Origin of the sequence: Liquorilactobacillus sp. (genome assembly GCF_047719775.1) — a bacterium.
Taxonomy (GTDB): domain Bacteria; phylum Bacillota; class Bacilli; order Lactobacillales; family Lactobacillaceae; genus Liquorilactobacillus.
In genome coordinates, this window is record NZ_JBDNTS010000009.1 from 1 (window position 1) to 18,175 (window position 18,175).

Annotated in this window: 15 protein-coding genes; 3 read left to right on the forward strand and 12 right to left on the reverse strand. The window is 34.6% G+C overall.

Annotated features, from left to right (window positions below):
- Positions 1 to 801 precede the first annotated feature (801 nt).
- From ABF682_RS06200 to ABF682_RS06235, 8 genes are all read right to left on the reverse strand, one after another.
- Positions 802 to 2,856: an LTA synthase family protein gene (locus tag ABF682_RS06200; RefSeq protein ID WP_289980091.1), complete on the reverse strand. Its 2,055-nt coding sequence runs from the start codon at positions 2,854 to 2,856 to the stop codon at positions 802 to 804.
- A gap of 98 nt (positions 2,857 to 2,954) precedes the next feature.
- Positions 2,955 to 3,188, reverse strand: a complete 234-nt coding sequence (locus ABF682_RS06205; RefSeq protein ID WP_289980122.1) for a YkuJ family protein — start codon at positions 3,186 to 3,188, stop codon at positions 2,955 to 2,957.
- Positions 3,189 to 3,720: 532 nt separating this feature from the next.
- Positions 3,721 to 4,734 (reverse strand): lysylphosphatidylglycerol synthase transmembrane domain-containing protein, encoded by a 1,014-nt coding sequence (locus ABF682_RS06210; RefSeq protein ID WP_289980125.1) that lies wholly within the window; start codon positions 4,732 to 4,734, stop codon positions 3,721 to 3,723.
- Positions 4,731 to 5,759: a glycosyltransferase family 4 protein gene (locus ABF682_RS06215; protein WP_415619296.1), complete on the reverse strand. Its 1,029-nt coding sequence runs from the start codon at positions 5,757 to 5,759 to the stop codon at positions 4,731 to 4,733. Before ABF682_RS06215 ends, ABF682_RS06210 begins: the two co-directional genes overlap by 4 nt.
- Before the next feature lie 16 nt (positions 5,760 to 5,775).
- Positions 5,776 to 6,960, reverse strand: a complete 1,185-nt coding sequence (locus ABF682_RS06220) for a glycosyltransferase family 4 protein (RefSeq protein WP_415619297.1) — start codon at positions 6,958 to 6,960, stop codon at positions 5,776 to 5,778.
- A 328-nt stretch (positions 6,961 to 7,288) separates the two neighbouring features.
- The gene (ptsP, locus tag ABF682_RS06225) at positions 7,289 to 9,010 is read right to left on the reverse strand and encodes a phosphoenolpyruvate--protein phosphotransferase (protein WP_289980135.1); all 1,722 of its coding nucleotides are present in this window, start codon (positions 9,008 to 9,010) and stop codon (positions 7,289 to 7,291) included.
- Positions 9,010 to 9,276, reverse strand: a complete 267-nt coding sequence (locus ABF682_RS06230; protein ID WP_415619298.1) for a phosphocarrier protein HPr — start codon at positions 9,274 to 9,276, stop codon at positions 9,010 to 9,012. Before ABF682_RS06230 ends, ptsP begins: the two co-directional genes overlap by 1 nt.
- Positions 9,277 to 9,481: 205 nt before the next feature.
- Positions 9,482 to 9,661 (reverse strand): hypothetical protein, encoded by a 180-nt coding sequence (locus ABF682_RS06235; protein ID WP_289980137.1) that lies wholly within the window; start codon positions 9,659 to 9,661, stop codon positions 9,482 to 9,484.
- A gap of 174 nt (positions 9,662 to 9,835) precedes the next feature.
- Here ABF682_RS06235 and ABF682_RS06240 point away from each other — a divergent pair, with 174 nt between their 5' ends.
- The 3 genes from ABF682_RS06240 (at position 9,836) to ABF682_RS06250 (ending at position 13,562) form a co-directional block, all read left to right on the forward strand.
- Entirely contained in the window at positions 9,836 to 12,043 is a 2,208-nt protein-coding gene (locus ABF682_RS06240; protein ID WP_289980138.1) for an ATP-dependent Clp protease ATP-binding subunit, read from the forward strand.
- A gap of 129 nt (positions 12,044 to 12,172) precedes the next feature.
- On the forward strand, positions 12,173 to 12,448 hold the full coding sequence (locus ABF682_RS06245; RefSeq protein ID WP_289980141.1) for a DUF1827 family protein: 276 nt from the start codon (positions 12,173 to 12,175) through the stop codon (positions 12,446 to 12,448).
- Between the two features lie 46 nt (positions 12,449 to 12,494).
- Positions 12,495 to 13,562: a MucBP domain-containing protein gene (locus ABF682_RS06250; RefSeq protein ID WP_289980143.1), complete on the forward strand. Its 1,068-nt coding sequence runs from the start codon at positions 12,495 to 12,497 to the stop codon at positions 13,560 to 13,562.
- A gap of 171 nt (positions 13,563 to 13,733) precedes the next feature.
- Here ABF682_RS06250 and ABF682_RS06255 read toward each other — a convergent pair whose 3' ends face one another.
- The 4 genes from ABF682_RS06255 to ABF682_RS06270 form a co-directional block, all read right to left on the reverse strand.
- Positions 13,734 to 15,311, reverse strand: a complete 1,578-nt coding sequence (locus tag ABF682_RS06255) for a peptide chain release factor 3 (RefSeq protein WP_289980145.1) — start codon at positions 15,309 to 15,311, stop codon at positions 13,734 to 13,736.
- Between the two features lie 25 nt (positions 15,312 to 15,336).
- The gene (locus ABF682_RS06260) at positions 15,337 to 16,236 is read right to left on the reverse strand and encodes a hemolysin family protein (RefSeq protein ID WP_415619299.1); all 900 of its coding nucleotides are present in this window, start codon (positions 16,234 to 16,236) and stop codon (positions 15,337 to 15,339) included.
- A 95-nt stretch (positions 16,237 to 16,331) separates the two neighbouring features.
- Positions 16,332 to 16,619, reverse strand: a complete 288-nt coding sequence (locus tag ABF682_RS06265; protein WP_415619300.1) for a hypothetical protein — start codon at positions 16,617 to 16,619, stop codon at positions 16,332 to 16,334.
- An 80-nt stretch (positions 16,620 to 16,699) separates the two neighbouring features.
- Positions 16,700 to 18,163, reverse strand: coding sequence for an ATP-binding cassette domain-containing protein (locus tag ABF682_RS06270; protein ID WP_289980148.1), 1,464 nt, complete (start codon positions 18,161 to 18,163; stop codon positions 16,700 to 16,702).
- Between the last annotated feature and the right edge of the window lie 12 nt (positions 18,164 to 18,175).

The window sequence follows — 18,175 nt, forward strand, 5'->3', positions numbered from 1 at the left end:
TACACATTTGATTTGTCGAAACTTTGTTCAGTTTTCAAAGGTCTACATAATTGCTTAACGCAACTATTCAATAATATCATCATCGTTCATTAAAGTCAATAACTTTTTTTGAATAAAAATACCCGTAGAACTAATAAATATTCAAACATTTACTTTAGCTAAGTATTCATATCTTTCAACGACAACAAATATAATACCAATTATTACACTACACGTCAAGAAGTTTTTTTATTTATTCCAAATACTTCTAAATTACATTTATATCCGCTAAAAAAGATAAATGTACTACCTCTTTATAATAACTCTGACTCATTGAATACTATCAATAATTTCACTTAATTATCGTTGAGCTAAGTACAGCGGCACAGTATTCAAACATAAGAAAAGATACTGTACTAATACAGATACTTTTAGTACTACCTTGGGCCTGCGAATGAAGTATATAACTATGAACAACTCAAAATAAATAATTACAACCTACCAAACGTATTTGCGTGTAGTCAATAAAAAGGAACCAGACTAAAAGTTAAATTTTGATCTAGTCCCAGGGACTTATAGTCGCCCTTAGCTTCACTTACAGCGTAAAACAAAAAGTTCTGGTATTAACTGATTTTCACCAATTAATACCAAAACTAATCTTAGATTATTTATTTGTTATTGATAAATATGTTCCATAAGTCAAAATTCTCTGTCCAACTTTGAGAATTACCCATAGCAACATACATTCATATGTTCGTAATTTTGAGTTAATACACACATTTTCCTGACTTATATCCGACTTACCTCTCTTGGATAACTTTTCTATTTTAGTTCAGGCGCATCTGTCTTAAACAAATTTACAGTTGAACCGCCATATTTCTCAACTAGGCTAGTTCCCTTTTTCTGAGCAGCTTTTAAGTTCTTAATTCCATCTGCATACTTGTAGCTGTAATTACTCTTATTTACCTTCTTAAATCCAGAAGGCGTGTAAAATCTTAAAAGATCACCAGTAACAATCTTATCCGATAATGACAGCACTTTATCCGTATGGGATTGCATAGAATTAACCTGTTCCTTTTGTTCAGTAGTTAGATTTTCAACTACCTTACCGCTGCTATCATATACCTTACTCCCAATTTTTGAATATGTTGGTGAAACATAGTCACCGTCTCTAAATGCTACTGTCTGGTTCCTATTCTCCGAAAGCAAATCATTACCCAACTGAATCATATTAGAAGAGTCAATACCCAATAAGTCTTCCAAAGTAGGCATTACATCAATTTCACCACCATAAGTATGATTAACACCACCCTTTAGCCCATTCAAATGAATCATAAATGGTACCTTTTGGAACATTGCCAAATCATAACTTGAAACAGACTTCTTTCCCAGCAATTGTGCAATTGCTTTCTTGTGATTATTTGAAATACCATAATGATCACCATAAACAACGATCATTGAATTGTTGTATAGACCTGATTTCTTCAAATAAGATATAAATTCGCCAAATGCTTGATCCAAATAATGTGCTGTCTGGACGTACCCGTCAACAGTCTTATCACCCGTCGTAGTCTTTGCAATAGTTTGATTTTGCTTATCTAATTCATATGGATAATGATTCGTGACAGTAATCAGCTTTGCATAAAACGGCTGCGGCAACTGTTGAATATATTTAGTCGCCTGTTTCAAGAATATCTTATCTTTCAGACCATATCCTACACTATAATCAGTTTTTTGCTTGTAATAATCATCATCAAAGAAGTATTGATATCCCCAAGATTTATAAGTATTATCTCTATTCCAGAAACTTCCTACATCTCCATGAAAAGCTGCTGTTGAATACCCTTTTTGATCCAAAATAGCAGGTAATGCTTGGAAAGTGTTTGAAGTTCCGTATTGTGTCATCACTGAGCCAGATGGTAAACCAAATAATGAATTCTCCAACATTGTTTCAGCATCTGAAGTTTTTCCTTGTCCTACTTGATTGAAAAAGTTATCAAAGGATAATGTACTGCTGTCAGAATAGAATTTATTGATGTTTGGAGTAACTTCTTTTCCATCTACCTTATAATTAATCAAAAATTGTTGAAAACTCTCTAAGTGAAAAATAAAGACATTTTTTCCCTTTGCTTTACCATAATATGAAATGTTAGAAGATGATCGATTTTTCTTCAAATAAGACAACACAGATTTTAAATCATTACTGCTAGCATTTGCTCTAGTCGAACTTTCCTTATACGTCTCATAAACATTATATCCTGTATAAAAGTTTAATCCTAGATATTTTACTATATAGTTGTTATCAAATGTTCTTGTTAATAATTGTGGTCTATTCTTCTCGGAAACAGTTATATTTAATGCAAATAGAACTACTGATAAAGCAGTAACTACCCCTGCCAACTTAAAATTCGTTTTTCTCTTATCGATTTTGATAACTCTAAAAAGTAAAAGTAGACTTAAAATTATAAAATCTGAAAATACTAAGAAATCACTTGGCCGTATGATTTCCATAATGCTAAGTCCCAAATTATTTGAAACTGAACCAGAGGATTTGATTATTCCTACAGATAAGAAATCTGAAAACTCTCGATAATAAAGAATATTAGCAAACAGCAACAGTGATGCTAACAAATCAATTATCATCATAATCCAATATGATTTTTTCCCTCTAAAATATAATGCAATCCCCAAAAGTAATAATCCAAACGGAAGTGGATTCAACATTAAGATTGCCTCTTGAACCCCACCAGTAACCCCTAAACTGAACTTCGTCTGGTAAGTCCAATAAGTTTTAATCCAGAAACAAACCATTAATAAAACAAAGAAACCATTTTTGGTGTTCAGGATATTCCTAATCTTGTTTAAGACCGACCCCATTAAACTGCCTCCATCTTCAAAATATCATTTAGACTAATTATATCCCTATTTGTGCACACAACATAAAAATAAAACTCATCTTCAATTTTTTTTAACAATTAGTCATTCAATAAATCGTAAATCTCCATTGCAGCTAAATCAATATTGTCAAATTCAAATTTCTGTTTATCTGACGATTCTTCAAGAGTAAATGTGTCTGTTTCCTTATCATAGCTAACTACTCCACGTTCACGCCCATCTTTTTCAAAGCGTCTGCTCTGAACCTCATCACTTTGTTCTTTAACCATTGCATCTAAACGTGAAATTATTGCTGTTAATTGTGAAATCTCCATTTTAAAAAACTCCTTCTTTCCAGATTGAAAAACAATCCTTAAATGAACATAATAAATTTATTTTAACAAATAAAAATTAAACATACACGAAATATATCACTTTTATCATTCAAATAACATTAAAAAAGTTTAAAAAACATGTGTCTTAATATAAAAACAAATAAAAGAATTAATAAATTCCCCTCTTTTTAAATTGCTTTTATAATAGTCACGCATAAAAATGTATTTTGCAGTTGCCATTCAATTTACAAATCTCCCTTAAAATAATTTCCAATAGTTGATGCAATAATCTTAATCTGATTAACTCCTGTTTTCAATATCATTTTATTCGATTTTGATTAAGCCCTCTACCCTCTAGTTCAATAGAAAAAGGGCTGATTCAAAATTTAGCTTTTAAACCAACCCTCAATATATTAAAAACAATCGTGTTTCATAAGTCAAAATTCCCCTGAATACGAAAAAGCCCCTCATCTTTAGAAAGCTCCCTGATTCCACAAAGACTGTCCAACAGAGGACGAGTTAATTCAAAAAATTATTTTTCTCTACTTTTAGGTGGGATAATCAATGCAATCATCCCAAGAAGCATTCCAAAGTAATAAGTCACAAAGCGCCACAAAATCATGGCTAATACTAACTTACTAGAATTGGCTATAAATGTTGAGAAGATCATTGAAAAACTATACTCTGCCCCTCCTGAACCACCCGGAATTGGGAACAGTGAAATAACCATTACAATAAGGATATGTAGTGTAATGACTAATAATATTTGAGCATGCGAAACATTCAATGCTAACAAAATAAAATAGGGTATCACATAATAAAAAGATAACTGAACAAGAGTCAATAGACTTATTTTCAGTAATAGCTTCCAATTACCCTTCAGGCGCACACTTTCCTCATAAAAATTATCAATTTTTTCATCAATCGCTTTTTCCCATTTCATGTAGCGTTCAGAATTAGAGAACCATTTGACGGGCTTAAACAACAGCTTAACTAATTTCTTAGTAAAGTCATACCAGTACATTACCAATAATAGTGCCAATATAACTACTAAATGCACTACAAATCCAAAAATAAATAAAATAGACAAGGCATGCATCTTGTCTGCTATCAAATGAAAACCGATGAATAATGCAAATACAAAATTAATAACAATCATTGACTGATATACCACAAATTTCATTAAAAGAACTGATGTTGCTCTCCCTGCATCAATACCAGATTGTAGGAGTGCAAACAATTGTGCGGGTTGTCCTCCAGAAGAAAAGGGGGTAATTCCATTAAAAAGTTGTTCAATCAAAGGTATTCTAACAGTATCCCGCCAACTAAATTTAGATCCTTCACGATGTAATAGTATTTTGACCACAACAGCTTCAATCAATAATGATAGCCCCATACTTGCAAATGCAACTAGCAACCAACCCCATTTAAGCGAAGAAACATCATGCATTAATGAACCGAATGAAATATCGCGCAAAGAGAATCCTAAAATAATACTCCCAAAGATAAACATCAACAATAAGACAATTTTATTTTTCTTTGTCATCCCTTCACCATCTCAGTCTGCTGACAGTAAAAGTCGTACCATATTTTAGCTAGATTATCCTCTGAATAAAAGTTCGAAGCACTTAATGACTTTTGACACATTTCATTAATTAATTCAGACTTATTTGCCAAATTCCTTAAAATTACCTCAAATTCAGCGACATCTTTGCCAGACAGATAATATCCCTTCAAGATGACCTCGTATAATTCAAGTGACCGCAATACGACAGGTGTCCCTGTGCTGAAAGCTTCTAATATACTCATCGGAAAAAGCTCGTTGTATGATGGTAACAAAAAGACATCAGCTGCATTATAATAATCATTCATCTGTATGCGATCAACTATTCCTGGAAAAATAAGATTCTCTGGAGGATTATCAACAACCTTCTTAAGCTCATTATATCCATCCGTAATTTTTCCAAAAGAAAAACCTCCGACCCATACGAACTGAAATTCTGGCAACTTCTTAGCGAGTTCAATAAAATCAGGAACACCTTTACGTTCCTGAACTTGTCCAACTCCAAGTATAACGAATTTATTCTGAGCAATTCCAAGTCTTTCTCTAATCTTTATTTTCCCTTCAGTATTTTGAGAAAAAAAGACATCTCGCGAAACAAAATTAGGAATATACGTGATTTTATCTTTTGAAATTCCATATTTTTCAAGATCTTTTATAAAAATCGGGTTGACAACCACCAAATGATCCATTCTACGATAAAATGCAATTACATAACGATAAACAACTTTTTTAATAATCCAAGGCAACTTCAAACTGCCCTCTAGTGTCTCGGGTAAAAAATGGACATATCCAATTTTTCGACCTCTCCCTGGAAAGAAGGTTGTCAAAAAGAAGAGCGGATCAATCGTATGATAATGGCTGATATCAGACTTGCTAAATTTATTAATTGATATTTCTAACTTTCCTGATAACTTTTTGCGCAACAATCCGATTAGCTCTGTATACGCACTACCAACCCCTTGCCCCTTTACTTTCGTGGCAGAAGAAAACATCTGAATCTTCAACATCTTAAAACTCCCTTAATCAGCCCGTTTCGCTAGAATGACTAGTTTCACTTTCCTTACCATACAATGCTTTACAATCGGCGTAGAACTGTAATATTTTCTCGCCAAAATTGTCTGCAGAAATAGAAGTTAATTTGGACCTTAGTTTATCTTGATTAATTTGTTCCTTACTTTTATCCAAGTAAAAAACAATTTTATCAATTAATTCATCTTTGTTGCTAAAAGTTCCACCAAAATCTCTATCACTCAACAACTCATCAGTATATGAACTATGCGTAGTTACAACACGTAGTCCAGATGCCATAGCTTCAATATAGGTCAAACCCTGCGATTCAGAAATAGAAGTTGAGACAAGCAAATCAGCCGCATGATAATAATTAGCAACCTCTTCATTATCTACCTCACCGATAAAAATGACAGCTGATTCTAATTTCAAATCAGTAACTTGTTGTTTTAAAGATTCCATAGCTGGACCATCACCAACAATTAATAGTTTTACATCCGGTATTTTTTTTAATACTTCAGGTAAGACATCTATCAACCTATCAATATTCTTCTCATAAGCTAGTCTGCTTAATGTCAACAACATTGGTGTATCACTCTTAAAATTATATTTTTCACGTAAGTCTAAATCGGCTGTAACGTCCTCAAACTTCTTAATATCAACACCTGTTGGAATCACTGTCACAGGGGTCTTAATCCCATATCGATCCAAAGTATCCAAGACTCTTTCACTTGGTGCAACAATCCCAGTCATATGGTAACAAAATGTACGTGACATCTGCTTCACATGATATGGCTTCAATAACTTACCCTTAGCAACATAATGTAAATAATCCTCATACATTGTGTGATAGGTATGGATACATGGAATCTTCAGGTTTTTAGCAACAAATTTACCAATCCACCCCATCGAAAACTCTGTCTGAGTATGCACAACGTCCAACTCCAGATCCCTTGCAACCTGATAAGCCCTAAACAGACCTCTGACTGCAATTCGTCGATCAGTGAATGAAATGAAAGGTATGCTGCTAAATCTAAAGATGTTTCTTTCGTATTGATTAGGCTCGACATTTGGATCAGTCGTTGTAAAAATGTACACATTGTGCCCATGTTGTTCCAACTGTTCACGTAATGTTTTAACAGAGGTAGCTACGCCACTGACTTGCGGAAAATAAGTATCCGTAAAAATCCCAATATTCACGAGCATCCCCCTTAATAATTAATAGTCATTGTTAATTATATTGGTTCCGCCAACTTAATGCAATGATTCCTCAATTTTTCATTAAAAATCATTTTTAATCTTAATAGTTTTTTTACTTAATCTTCAAATTCAAATAAAATAACGCATACGAATTGGTACTTTAGCAAGCAATGCTGATACTAAATTAAAAAATAGCGTACATCTATCTTCCCATTAGTAATTCAAGGTTGCAAAAAAATTTTGTCCGATCAGCCTTATTTATCAAGAATAAGCAAAGAGGCTAGATCAAAATTTAACTTTTGACCCAGCCCCTAAAATGAACTATCTATTACTTAGTAAACTCTTTAACTAAAGAAATAACTTCTTCAGTTGTTTCACATTCACTAACTGCTTTTTCAGCTAATTTTTTCATTTTCTCTGTATCTAACTTTTTCATTAAACTACGTGTCTTAAGGATAGAAGTTGCACTCATTGAAAATTCATCAAGACCGAGACCTGCTAAAATAGGTACAGCAATCTGATCGCCCGCCATCTCGCCACACATTCCGGTCCACTTACCTTCTGCATGTGAAGCATCAATAATATTCTTAATAAGACGTAAAATTGATGGATTATAAGGCTGATATAAATAAGAAACACGTTCATTTCCGCGGTCAGCAGCCATAGTATATTGAATCAAGTCATTGGTTCCAATACTGAAGAAATCAGAATACTTAGCTAATTTATCAGCAATCATCGCTGCTGCAGGAATTTCCATCATCATACCAACTTCAATGTCGTCCGAGACGGGTTTCCCAGCTTTAACAAATTTAGCCTTTTCTTCCTCAAAGATAGCTTTAGCATCTTTAAATTCCTTTATTGTAGCAATCATTGGAAACATAATTGCTAGACGCCCATAATTAGATGCACGCAACAAAGCCCTTAACTGCGTCCTGAAAATATCTTGCTTATCCAAACTAATACGAATAGCACGATATCCTAAGAATGGATTCATTTCTTCTGGCAACGGCAAATAAGGTAATTCTTTATCGCCACCAATATCCATTGTACGAACAACAACTTGTTTACCATTCATACCTTCAACAGCTTGTTTATATGCCTCGAATTGATCATCTTCACTAGGAAATTCGCTTGCATCCATGTACAAAAATTCTGAACGGAACAAGCCGACAGCTTCGGCACCATTATCAGTTGCACCTACAACATCCTTCGGTGTACCAATATTAGCCCCCAAAATAAATTGCTTACCATTTGCTGTAAGCGTCTTAGCATCCTTCAATTCTTTCCATTCAGCTTTTTGCTTAACAAAATCAGAAGCCTTATCTTCATACTTCTTTAATTCTTGATTAGAAGGTTCAATAATCGCTTCGCCTTCAATGCCATCGATGATAACAGTTTGATCCTCTTTAATTGCGGTAGTAGCATTGCCTGAACCAACAATAGCAGGAATTTCAAGGGTCCGAGACATAATAGCTGAATGCGATGTCCGTCCACCTATATCAGTGATAAACCCCTTTACAAAATTTCTATCCAATTGTGCTGTATCGGATGGGGTTAAATCATGTGCCACAATCACTACTTCTTCATTAATCAGAGCAGGATTAGGCAACGTAACTCCTAGTAAATGGCTCAAAACACGTTTAGTAACGTCTCGAATATCGCCCGCACGTTCTTTCATATAGGCATTATCTGTCATACCCTCAAACATCGCGATAAAACCATCAGTTACTTCTTTTAAGGCTTCCTCGGCGTTAACTTTGTCATTTACAATCTTGTCCTTGATGTTTCCAAGCAATTCAGGATCAGATAAAATTGTTAAATGTGCCTCAAAAACTTCTGCTTCTTCTGCACCTAAATTTGTAGCAGCCTTCTCTTTGATAATCTTGAGATCAGCTTTTGCAGCTTCAACCGCATCGTCCAACCGCTTAGTCTCAGCTTCTGTATCTTCAACAGAACTTTCGGAAAACGATAAATCTGGTTGAACGAGCATATATGCTTTTGCTGTAGCGATACCATCACTCGCAGCAATACCCTTCAACATTTCAGACATTATTCTGCAAGTCCTTCCTTTGTCATTGCATCAGCAATTGCTGCAAGTGCATCTGTTTCATCTGCACCATCAGCATTAATTGTAACATCAGCATTTTGACCAACGCCAAGTGACATAACACCCATGATTGATTTCAAGTTAACAGATTTTTCTTTGTAGGTCAAAGTAATATCTGAATTAAACTTGCTTGCTGCCTGCACCAAAAGCGTTGCTGGGCGAGCGTGAATACCTGTTTCTGAGATAATGTGAAATTCTTTCTTTTCCATGTCTAGTCGAACTCCTTTACGTTATAAATAAAGTATTTTAAGAACTCATCTGAAAATGAAAACGTCTCAAGAACACGTTTTCATTATATAGTGACAGAATCGCTCCTACTAAGAGTAAATGTTAGCATGAATCAAATTACAATACAAGTTTTACAATAAAATTTTTTTGAACTTTTTTACTGTTATTTGCTGGTGTCAATCCCGTTTATTTTTCAAAATGATAGGTAATCTCACCATTATGGCTTGCTTCCCCAACTACTCTTTTCCTCTGTGGAAAGTTCATAAACGCTTCTTGAAAATTCATAAAATTATCAGTTGTTATTTTAATTTCTTCAAGTTCACCATCAGCTAATTTTTTCAACTTATCTGTAAATATTTCTGCCACACTATCATCCCTTTCTTTGCATAATCTATGATACATACTTACTTCAAAAAAAACAAATAAAAAAAGGCTTAATGCTTGAACTAGCACTGAAAAGTTAGTATACTACTCTCAAAGGTCAAAGATGGTCAAATATATTTTTGACTTATTTATCTCAAGAAAGGTAGTGAGTTCTTAATGCTATGTCAAAATTGTAAAAATAATCCAGCAACAATTCATCTTTCTACAAGTCTCAATGGGCAGCAAACATCGATTGACCTTTGTCAAAACTGCTACCGCGCCTTAAAGGAGCAGTCTCAAAAAAATGGTGAGGATAATGCTTTGCAGGATCCTTTTGGCTTTGGGAGTCTTAATGATATCTTCCGTTCACTTGGAGATGGATCAACCCCTACTCAACAAGCACAACAAGGTGTGCCACAATCTGCTCAATTTTCTGATAATGGTGGAAGAAGACGTGGTAATGGTGGAATCCTAGCACAGTTTGGCTTGGATTTGACGAATGAAGCAAAAAATAACAATATCGATCCCGTAATTGGTCGTGATAATGAAATTTCACGGGTAATCGAGATTTTAAACCGAAGAACTAAAAATAATCCTGTATTGATAGGTGAAGCCGGTGTTGGTAAAACCGCTGTTGTTGAAGGATTAGCACAAAAAATTGTTGATGGCGATGTCCCACAAAAATTGCTAAATAAGAGGGTTATTCGCTTGGACGTTGTCTCTTTAGTTCAAGGTACTGGGGTACGTGGTCAATTCGAACAAAGAATGCAGCAATTAATGAATGAGTTGAAACAGAATCAGAATGTTATTCTTTTTATTGATGAAATTCATGAGATTGTAGGTGCTGGTAACGCTGAAGGCGGCATGGACGCTGGAAATGTATTAAAACCTGCTCTGGCACGCGGAGAACTTCAATTAGTAGGTGCAACAACTTTGAATGAATATCGTACGATTGAAAAGGATGCCGCACTTGCTCGCAGACTTCAACCAGTACAAGTTGATGAACCATCTATTAATGAAACTATCAAAATACTTGAAGGTATTCAAGCTAAATATGAAGCATATCATCACGTCCACTACACTCCTGAAGCTATTAATGCAGCAGTTACCTTGTCTGATCGTTATATTCAAGACCGCTTTTTGCCAGATAAGGCCATCGACTTGCTTGATGAATCAGGTTCACGCAAAAATTTGACCATTCAAGCAGTTGATCCCAATGTTATTGAACAGAAAATTAAAAACGCACAAGGGCAAAAACAAATTGCGTTAAAGGCAGAAGACTACGAAAAGGCTGCCTATTATCGTGACCAACTAAACAAGTTAAGCTCAATGAAAGAAACAAAGGTTGATTCTGAAAATTCTCCAATAATCACTGAAAAAGATATGGAAAAAATTATTGAAGAAAAGACAAATATTCCAGTAGGAGAATTACAAGAAAAAGAGCAAACACAGCTGAAAAACTTAGCTGTTTCCTTAGATTCTCATATAATTGGGCAAAAAGATGCTGTCAACAAGGTTACTCGGGCAATTAGGCGTAATCGCGTTGGCTTTAATAAGTCAGGCCGACCAATCGGTTCTTTCTTATTTGTAGGACCCACTGGTGTAGGAAAAACCGAGACAGCAAAACAACTGGCAAAAGAGCTTTTTGGTACAACAGATTCGATGCTTCGTTTTGATATGAGCGAGTATATGGAAAAGCATTCAATCTCAAAATTGATTGGTTCACCTCCAGGATATGTTGGCTATGAGGAAGCTGGTCAATTGACTGAACAGGTTCGTCGTCATCCGTATAGCTTATTATTACTCGATGAAGTCGAAAAGGCACATCCTGATGTGATGCATATGTTTCTGCAAATACTCGATGATGGTCGTCTAACTGATTCGCAGGGCCGAACAGTTAGCTTTAAAGATACTATTATCATCATGACTTCAAATGCAGGAAGTGGAGATTCTGTTGCGAGTGTCGGATTCGGTGCTGCTGCTACTGGGAATACACACTCTGTGTTGAATAAGCTTAACAAGTATTTTAAACCTGAGTTTTTAAATCGTTTTGATGATATTATCGAATTTAATGCACTCAACAAAAAAGATTTAGTCTCTATTGTATCGTTGATGTTAAATGATGTTAATTCGATGATGGCTCACCAAGGACTTTCACTAAGTGTAACGGATGATGTTAAAGACAAGCTCGTTGATTTGGGTTACAGTCCTCAAATGGGAGCACGCCCACTTAGACGTGTTATTCAGGAACAACTTGAAGACAATATTGCAGATTACTATTTGGAACATCCAAGTGCAAAGATCTTTGAAGCAAAACTTACTGATGACCAAATAAAAATTGATTCACCTGAAATTGCTAACATTACTAAACAGACAAAAAAATAAACTTTAATCGAAAGGAAATGCAAATTCACTTACATTTCCTTTTTTTATAGCATTTTGCTATATTATATGTACCATTTTATATTATAATAGGAGTATAAAAATAATTAGCATTAGCAAGGGGGTTTTATAATGCATCTAATAGACGTTAGTAGTAGTTACTCAAGAAAGATAAAACAAGAACTTGCACATTCTATTAACCATTTCATCAAAATTTACACACTTGGCAACACGCGTGTAGTCTTCAGAAAAAATGCAACGACCAGCGAGATTGTTATTTCTAATAAGATACGTGGGATTACTGAAGAAGAAATTAATTTTGTACTTGAAAAACTAACAAACTCATCAATTGCTGATGTAACAATTACAACTGGTAATAGAGTTGTCGATATTTCATTTAAAAATTAAAAATGATATTACAATCTTTTCCATTTGTTTCTAAGGCGGTGCATTTTTGAAATTTCCTAAGTTCATTAAGAATTTATTATCACGCGATTCAAAAAGAAAATATGCAAGAAAGACAAGTAAGAATGATGTTACATCTGCACAGAAGGAGAAGGATCTTTCTGAACGACAATTCGTAGAACAATCTGAGAGTAAGAAATCCGTCGAAATTGCAAGGAAGTCTTCATACAAAAAAAAAGAATTTCAAGATTCAGTCTTGCTAATTATCTATACAGATGAAGATGCAAACGAACTGGCTACACCACAAATTGTTAGTGGACATCTTGGTGAGAAAATTAATTATCGGATTAAACCTCTTGAAAATTTTGACCTGATTAATTTTAAGGGATTCACAAAAAATTACGTTAGCCCCTATGCAGTTTTGACTCTGGTATTCCATAAAAAAACAGCAGGCTCGATATGGATTTTCTATAGAGATGCCGATACAAACGAACTAATTTTATCACCCAAATTATCTAAGGGCTATCTAGGAGATGCGTATCAGCTATATTCACCTTCTATTCCAGAGTACAGCCTACTAAATGTCAAAGGATCAGTTCGAGGAATTCGTTCTTTAGGAAGTTCTTCTCTAACATTTTTCTATCGCCGACGGGCATGGCTTGCAAATGAGCCGGCTTTTCTCTATTTTAAGATGCAAAGCTCGGTACCTGTATATGATGCTCCAGGTGGAAAGCGACTTAAAATCAACCTATCTCCACAAACTATTTGGAAAACCTTTACGGTTATTACAACAGCAGAAAATACAAAATGGTATTGTATTGGTGGTCCCTTATGGATTGTTTTTAATAGTACACTTATGTCTATATCCACAGCTGAAATTACCATTGAACCTCCTGTCCATGGTGCTGCCAAACTTGCTATGTTCATTGACGCTACTGTGGACTATATTGTTGATAAATCTGTTAATCTCTATGATAGACCTTTTGGTAAGATATCTGGCACACTCAAACACGGAACTAAAATTAGACTTGAGTATTCATCCACCTCCGATGAAGTCACATGGTATAGGTTAACCAATAGTCTCTGGCTTCCTAGTCAGTATATTCTATTCAAGTAAAAAACCTTGTATCCATCAGCGCTTCGAATCTAATTATCTCGAAATCAAAATTAAGTGTTTTACCATAATTTTAGCTTACAAAAATTAAAGAAGGAACCAGTCAAAAGTAAATTTTGATTCAGTTCCTTCTTTAATTTTTTTATGTTTATTTAAACTAAAAGTTCAACTTTTTTATAGTTTGGCTGACAACTTCACATCTGGATATTTGTTAGCAAACCAACGTTCAGAAAATTCATTTTCAAACAAAAATAACGGTAATCCCTGTCGATCTCTCACTAATATATTTCGAGAAGATGACATCTTCTCGTCTAACTGTTCTGGATCTATCCAGCGTGCAATTTTCTTGCCCATAGGTATCATTACAACTTCAGAATGGTACTCGTTCAACATTCTAAATTGAAAAACCTCAAATTGAAGTTGACCAACTGCACCCAAAATATAGTCACTTGTACTATAGCTCTGATACAATTGAACAGCACCTTCTTGAACAAGTTGCGCAATTCCTTTATGAAACGACTTTTGCTTCATTACATTTTTAGCAGTAACTCTTACAAAAATCTCAGGAGTAAACTGAGGTAGTTTTTCATACTGTATTTTATGTTTTCCAGCAAAAATAGTATCTCCTATTTGAAAATTACCAGTATCATATAGACCTATAATATCACCAGCAACCGCTGTCTCTAACGTTTCTCTGGAATCCGCCATAAATTGTGTAGAATTCGATAACCTTATTTTCTTTAAATCACGTGCTAATGTGACATCCATCCCTCTTTCAAACTCACCTGCGCAAATGCGTACAAAAGCAATTCGATCACGATGATTAGGATTCATATTAGCTTGTATTTTAAAAACAAATCCTGAAAATTCCGTAGAAGTCGGACTAATTCTCTCACCTTCTTCATCCTTATGTGCGATAGGAGCAGGAGCAAATTGCAAATACGCATCTAAAAATGTTTTTACACCGAAATTAGTCAAAGCAGAACCAAAGAAAACCGGAGTAAGATTACCAGCAGCAATCTTTTCTTTATCCATTTGGTTACCAGCATCTTTTAGCAATTCAACTTCTTCAAGAACCTGACGATAAATGCTTTCTTCTTTTAACGAATTGTCTCCGATTAATTCGCCATTTTCATCTAATTCCAGATAGCTTTCTCCCTGATCTTCCTTGCGATATAACTCAATTCGATGATTGAAAATATCGTAGAGTCCCTTCAGACCTTTTCCCATCCCGATTGGCCAGTTCATTGGGAAAGCACCTATACCTAAAACTTCTTCTAGCTCCGCAACTAATTCCAGCGGATCTTTTCCATCTCTATCTAACTTATTAATGAATGTAAATATCGGAATTCCACGCATTTTACATACTTGGAAAAGTTTCTTTGTCTGGGGTTCAATCCCCTTTGCAGAATCAATTACCATCACAGCAGAATCAACCGCCATTAAAGTTCGATACGTATCCTCAGAAAAATCTTCATGTCCTGGTGTATCCAAAATATTAATACGTTTATCTGCATAATCAAACTGCATTACTGAACTTGTAACAGAAATCCCGCGCTTTTTTTCAATCTCCATCCAATCAGACTTTGCAAAACTCCCTGATTTTTTTGCTTTTACAGTGCCTGCCTTACGTAAGACGCCGCCAAATAATAACAGTTGCTCAGTTATAGTAGTCTTCCCTGCATCAGGATGAGAAATAATTGCAAACGTTCGCCTATTATTAACTGCCCCTGCCAAGTCTTGAATATTCATAATTTCCCTCTTTCATTTATTAGATCTAAACCTTTTTTTCACGTTGAACATGTGCGATTGCTAACGCAGGAGTAAGTTCAACTTTAATCTCCATGATACGGGAATCATCAACTTTTTCGGTTATTAACTTAACCCCCTCAATATCGACACTTTCATAACTGCCATCCTCTGGTATATACCCAAGTTTTGCAATCATAAAACCAGCTATGGTGTCCACATCATTCATTTCAAAGTTTGTCCTAAATTCATCATTGAAGTCATCTAATGATAACTTACCTTGTACGATAAATTCACTGTCAGAAATCTTATGATAGTCTTGTTCTGGTTGATCCGATTCGTCGTCTATTTCCCCCACTATCTCTTCTAAAAGATCCTCTAATGTGACCAATCCAACAACTCCACCATATTCATCAAAAAGGATTGCCAATTGATTCTGCGTTTTTTTCATTTCAAACATTACTTCATCAATTGCCATAATTTCAGGTATAAATAAGGCTGGCTGCATGACTTTCCTGATAGTTATGTGATCAAATCCTTGTTCACGAGCAGTTTTTAATATATTTTTTATATGCACAATTCCAACGATATCATCCTTGGCTTCATTATAGACTGGAATTCTTGAATACTGCATCTGTAATATTGCATCAATATTCCGATCATTATCATTTTGAATATCAATCATGAAAGCATCTGTTCGTGGGACCATGACTTCCTTTGCCACTTTTTCATGCATCGAAAGAACTCCTTTGATCATATCAAAGGCCTCTGGTTTTAATGTATTTTCTTCATTCTCAGGAGAAATTAGCGCTCCTAATGCCTCAACGGAAGTGATGTTATCTTGTGATTTAATATCAGAAATATTTTTTCTATCTGAGATCACTACGTTATGCAATTTTTGAAATGGTATAAAAAGATAACTTAGCATGACTGTATATCTCAGAAAATGTAAAAAGAACTGCAAATTATTCTTTCTATATATTCTTTCAAATACATCTGCTACAAAAATTGGAAAAGCTGTTATTACCACACTGACAGCAAAAAAACTAGCACATTATTTCCAACTACGACCAACTTTAACTTGCTAATTGCAGTTACACTTAACAATGCCCCCATAACTAACAAAAAAACAAGCGAAAAATCAGCTCCTATTTTGACATTTTTGAAAGAAGTTATTTTCTCATTATGCTGTTCCATTCTATAAAAAAGTTGGTAGTTTCTGATAACACTTAGAATTATTCCAGCGCTAAAAAGTGAAACTATAGCAATACCCATAAGTAACGAACCAACAAGCCCAGGCTCTGAATTCATTTTATATTTTCTCTCCAATTGTTAAAAAGTTAATATTAATTCCTGATTATATAACATACACTCTTTATCCGCAATCATGGTTATTTTGGAACTCGAATAACATTCCCTGCTTTTAAATCACTATTTGAAGTAAAACTATTAATTTTCATAATATTATCAACAGTTGTATCGTACTTATTCGCTAAAGCTTCCAAAGTATCACCACTTTGAACATTGATTGTTTGTGTATTGTCCTTTAACTTTTGTACACTTTCACTTGAGGCTTTTGCACTGGATTCGCTAGCCGCTTTTGCGCTTGATGCACTTTCTGAACTGGCTAAGCTAGCTGCTCTCGCTGCTTTTTCTTTTTTCGTTGCAACTTTTTTAGAAGAACTTTTGCTATTGGCTGCAGCCGTAGATTTAGCTTCTGACTTACTTTTTTGCTGACTTTCAGCCTTTGAACTAGCCGTAGATTTACTATTATTTTGTGCAATACTATTTTGCATGTAATCCCAAGCACTTTCCTTAGCAAAAGCTAAATCATATATACCACCACCAAGTAATAATAGAACTATGATGCAAGCAATAATTTTCAATCTTCTACTTTTTTTCTTTGTTCGCTTAATAGTAGCTTTTTCCTGATTTTTTTTATCTGTAAGCAGCTTAACTGGGTCAGCACCACGTTCATTATAAAAAGCATTACGCATTTTTGGCTCATCTTTTCGTGTAAACCCATTTTTGAACTGTTCAATTTTAAACTCTTCATATACAGTACTTACATCAAAAGATTGACGTTCAACTTGTTTCTTGGCCAAATAATCTGTTTTTTCTGACGCAGTTAACGATTGCAGCCAACCAAAAGAATACTCATATTGCACCATAATCTCACGGGTTGAACCAAAATCTTGCACTTCACCAAATTCTAGCCAAAGTGTCCGTTCACAAAAGCGCTCAATATTAACAACATTAATGTCAGAGATAACAAAAGATACACCAGCGTCCTTCAGGCTTTGAATTTTATCGCTTACCTTTTTGAAGAATGCAAGGTCAAGACTGCCAAAAATACTATCAATTAAAATAAGTTCCGGTTTAACAAAAAGTGCAATTGCTACTGATAATCTAGCGTATAATCCAGTAGAAAAGGTTTTTACAGGACAATATAGCCATTCTCCTAAATCACTAAAGTTGATAATTGCATTTATTATATGATTTGCCTTAAATTCATCTAAATTTGCAGAAGAAACAACGTGCTTAATGTTTTCTAATCCAGTAATATTCCTATCCAGACCATATCTTGTTGTTGCTACACTAGTATGCGCCTCCATCGTGATAAAACCTGTTGTCTGTTTTTCTTTTCCAGCCAAAATATCTATTAAGACTGTCTTTCCTGCACCATTATTGCCTAGGAGACCAATTGCTTCACCTGGACTGATGCTAAGATTAATACCCCTCAGTTCCCAAAAATTTTTACTTTCGCTTGCCGACAGCTTCGACTTAACGATATCTTTTTTTTCAGTAAGCAGTGGTGTACTTTTTGTAATATATTTTAATTCTATTTTTTTCATAATTTCACCCAA

What these genes read in the sequence shown, in the direction of transcription:
- ABF682_RS06200 (WP_289980091.1), bottom strand. Translation starts at nt 2,856, where the DNA reads ATGGGGTCGGTCTTAAACAAGATTAGGAATATCCTGAACACCAAAAAT.
- ABF682_RS06205 (WP_289980122.1), bottom strand. Translation starts at nt 3,188, where the DNA reads ATGGAGATTTCACAATTAACAGCAATAATTTCACGTTTAGATGCAATG.
- ABF682_RS06270 (WP_289980148.1), bottom strand. Translation starts at nt 18,163, where the DNA reads ATGAAAAAAATAGAATTAAAATATATTACAAAAAGTACACCACTGCTT.
- ABF682_RS06255 (WP_289980145.1), bottom strand. Translation starts at nt 15,311, where the DNA reads ATGAATATTCAAGACTTGGCAGGGGCAGTTAATAATAGGCGAACGTTT.
- ABF682_RS06215 (WP_415619296.1), bottom strand. Translation starts at nt 5,759, where the DNA reads ATGTTGAAGATTCAGATGTTTTCTTCTGCCACGAAAGTAAAGGGGCAA.
- ABF682_RS06265 (WP_415619300.1), bottom strand. Translation starts at nt 16,619, where the DNA reads ATGAATTCAGAGCCTGGGCTTGTTGGTTCGTTACTTATGGGTATTGCT.
- ABF682_RS06240 (WP_289980138.1), top strand. Translation starts at nt 9,836, where the DNA reads ATGCTATGTCAAAATTGTAAAAATAATCCAGCAACAATTCATCTTTCT.
- ABF682_RS06245 (WP_289980141.1), top strand. Translation starts at nt 12,173, where the DNA reads ATGCATCTAATAGACGTTAGTAGTAGTTACTCAAGAAAGATAAAACAA.
- ABF682_RS06260 (WP_415619299.1), bottom strand. Translation starts at nt 16,236, where the DNA reads ATGCTAAGTTATCTTTTTATACCATTTCAAAAATTGCATAACGTAGTG.
- ABF682_RS06210 (WP_289980125.1), bottom strand. Translation starts at nt 4,734, where the DNA reads ATGACAAAGAAAAATAAAATTGTCTTATTGTTGATGTTTATCTTTGGG.
- ptsP (WP_289980135.1), bottom strand. Translation starts at nt 9,010, where the DNA reads ATGTCTGAAATGTTGAAGGGTATTGCTGCGAGTGATGGTATCGCTACA.
- ABF682_RS06230 (WP_415619298.1), bottom strand. Translation starts at nt 9,276, where the DNA reads ATGGAAAAGAAAGAATTTCACATTATCTCAGAAACAGGTATTCACGCT.